We start from the raw sequence: 3,080 nt of genomic DNA on the forward strand, positions 1-3,080 counted from the left end.
ATGATTTTTATCGTACATATAACTAAAGTATAGTGTTAACAGCTTTGATTTTAAAACCAAAAGCGGTGCTTTTGAAAAAATATTTATAAATTATTTGAAGTAGATTTATTTTTATAAAAAAAGCATGTAACAGATTGATACAAGAAAGAAAAATTGAAAAAAGTCTCATAATTGCAAATTTTGCAACATAATATTTTTTGTATTGCAAAATTTACCAATAGTTCTATAATTCTAACTATTGTTTTATAGGAAAGAATTATGACTCAAAGAACTATCAGTTTTACAGATGCAATCTTTAAGATTGACGAAAACAGAAGCGTTGAAATTGGAAATATAACAATAGCCCCAAACGATCTTATCGTTCTTATCGGTGGCAACGGCTCTGGAAAAACCTCCATTGCAAAAGCACTGAATGGAGATTTTGAATTATCAAGCGGTGTTGCACCTACTAATTATCATCCGGTATTAGTTTCATTTGAAAAGCAACTTGAACTGTATGAGGCAGACTATGAAATGAGAAATTCAGACTGCACTACTGCTCAAGAGGAAATCGGCATCACTCCAAACATGATATTCAAGGATGATGACAAGGAAGTTTTAAACAAGCTTGTTAGTGCTCTTAAATTAGAACCTCTTCTTGACAAGTCAATCCGCAGTCTTTCAGGCGGTGAGGGAAGAAAGGTACTGCTTGCACATGCTTTATCATCAAAGCCAAATTTGATTATCTTTGATACTCCTTTTGATGCTCTTGACGTTGAGACAAGAGCAGATCTGCTAAATCTTATCGAGCAGTTGCATACTGATTATCAGACACCAATGGTTCTTATTGTAAACAGACCATCAGAGATTCCCAAGTCATTAACATCAATGGGTATCATCAGTGACTGCAAGATTGTAAAGCTAGCATCCTTTGAAGAAATTGAACAGGATGAGGATGCAAAAATGCTTTTAGGTTATGCAAATGTTCCTGATGTAACTCTGCCAAAAGCACCAGAGAAAGCAAAACTCCCTGAAATTGAAGGTGATGTTATTGTAAGCTTGAAGGATGTAAATATCGAATATCAAAGAAAGGTTCTTGATCATTTATATTTTGAGGTAAGAAAAGGTCAGCACTGGCATATTATGGGACCAAACGGTGCTGGTAAATCAACTCTGCTATCTCTTATTACAGGTGAAAATCCTCTTGTTTATACAAATGATGTAACAGTATTCGGCTACAAGAGAGGCTCTGGTGAATCAATCTGGGATATCAAGAAATATTATGGCCTTGTATCTGGTGCACTGCATCTTGACTACAGAGTAAACGGTCCTGTTATCAATGTAGTACTTTCAGGATTCTACGATTCTATAGGTCTTTACTCTAAGGTTAGTGATGAGGAAATTACTATTGCTAAAAAATGGCTTGAAATTGCTGGTCTGTCAGATAAGGAAGATGTGGGATTCAAATCCCTGTCTTTTGGTCAGCAAAGACTTGTTCTTATTATCAGAGCATTAGTTAAAAATCCTCCACTACTTATCCTTGATGAGCCATTGCAGGGCTTAGACAGCTACGCAAGAGCCCTTGTCAAATCATTTATTTCTTATGCTATGCATAATGGTAATACATCCATATTGTTTGTATCACATCATCAGGAGGACTTACCTGAAGGTTTCACAAACCGTTTGAGCTTTGTGAGAATTGGAGATGGACAAAACTTTAAGGTTGTACAGGAAACTCTGAGTAAATAACTGACTGTCTTTACAAGATCTAAAAAGGCTTCTGAATAAATACTCATTTGAGTTTTATATCAGAAGCCTTTTGTTTTAGTTTTATATATCTAGAACAGCGAATCTAAATATCTGAACAGTATAAAAAGCGGTGTTGCAAGAAAAGATGTAAGAATACCACATACTATCAGACTCAATGATGAATAAGCCCCCTGAGTCTGACCTTCTTGATTTGCAGCACTAGTACCTACAGCATGAGCTGCAGCACCCATTGCAAGTCCCTGAGCCTGAGCTGAACGAATATGGAAAAGTTTCATGAGAGGGAAACCTATTAGTGCACCTGTTATACCTACGCATACAACAATGCATGCTGTAACAGAGGCAATACCACCGGTTCTTGAAGATACATCCATAGCTAAAGGTGTTGTAATCGATCTTGCACCAAGTGTAGGAATCATCTGTTCATTTACAGAAAGCAGATGACAGCTTATATAGGAAATAAAGAAACTTACAATAATTGAAATTGTGCAGCAAATCAAAATAGGTAAGGCCTGAGCCTTAATCATTCTGAACTTAAGATATAGTGGAATTGCAAGGGCAACAATTGCAGGATCTAAAAGCCATGTGATAATTGATGCACCTCTCTGATAATCCTCTGCATTAGAATCTGTCATTATTATAAGAACAATGATTGCTATCATTGGTATTAAAAGAGGATTTAATAAAGCTAAATTGCTCTTCTCCTGCAGATATCTTGCTGCAACATAAAGAACTACAGTTAAAGGAAGAGCTACATAATAAATCATTGTATGATTTGAAAACAGATCACTTAACATCTGTGAAAATGACATTCTAAGCACCTCTGCGTTTTAGTTTTCTGATGTTTGATGCTCTTTTATAAAGCTCATGACGCTGCTCTCTTTGTTCTTTATTCTCTGTAAAGTGCTGAAACAGTCTTCCTACAATCAGAATGATAAGAGCAATACCTGAAAGAACATTGAAAATAATAACCAGAACGGAATCAAAAACTTCATTTAAATATGCAACCATGCCAACAGCGGCAGGAATGAATAAAAATACCATATGTCGCATAAGAACATCGGCACAAGGTGTTATCCAATGCATTCGAAGGATTTTAAATTCAAGAAGCAAAAACAGAATAAGCATTCCAATAATGCTTCCTGGGAAAACAAAAGGTAGAAGCTGAGAAATATAACGACCAAGACTCAGACAGCCATATAAGATTGCAAAACTTAGTATGAAAGCAAATATTCTGCTTAGCAGTGACTGACTTTTTTCATCTGGCAAAGACATATCAATCTCCGATAAAACTTTTAACTGCGTCACATTATAGTCAATTATTAGATTGATGA

3 protein-coding genes are annotated in these 3,080 nt (G+C 35.5%); 1 reads left to right on the forward strand and 2 read right to left on the reverse strand.

Annotated elements, in window-relative coordinates; translation table 11 throughout:
• Positions 1-258: 258 nt before the first annotated feature.
• A complete protein-coding gene (gene modF, locus ACJML3_RS06690) occupies positions 259-1,728 on the forward strand; it encodes a molybdate ABC transporter ATP-binding protein ModF (protein WP_406021747.1) in 1,470 nt (489 codons plus the stop codon).
• A gap of 89 nt (positions 1,729-1,817) precedes the next feature.
• Here the strand turns inward: modF and ACJML3_RS06695 are convergent, their stop codons facing one another.
• Together ACJML3_RS06695 and ACJML3_RS06700 are read right to left on the reverse strand one after the other, a co-directional pair.
• Entirely contained in the window at positions 1,818-2,558 is a 741-nt protein-coding gene (locus tag ACJML3_RS06695) for an LrgB family protein (protein ID WP_406021749.1), read from the reverse strand.
• A gap of 1 nt (position 2,559) precedes the next feature.
• Positions 2,560-3,080, reverse strand: a 521-nt coding sequence (locus tag ACJML3_RS06700; protein WP_406021751.1) for a CidA/LrgA family protein, incomplete at its 5' end; no start/stop codon positions are given.

The sequence above is a fragment of the Succinivibrio sp. genome (assembly GCF_045124615.1).
Taxonomy (GTDB): Bacteria; Pseudomonadota; Gammaproteobacteria; order Enterobacterales; family Succinivibrionaceae; genus Succinivibrio; species Succinivibrio faecicola.

Coding starts and splice junctions, on each gene's coding strand:
- modF (WP_406021747.1), top strand. CDS start 259: ATGACTCAAAGAACTATCAGTTTTACAGATGCAATCTTTAAGATTGAC.
- ACJML3_RS06695 (WP_406021749.1), bottom strand. CDS start 2,558: ATGTCATTTTCACAGATGTTAAGTGATCTGTTTTCAAATCATACAATG.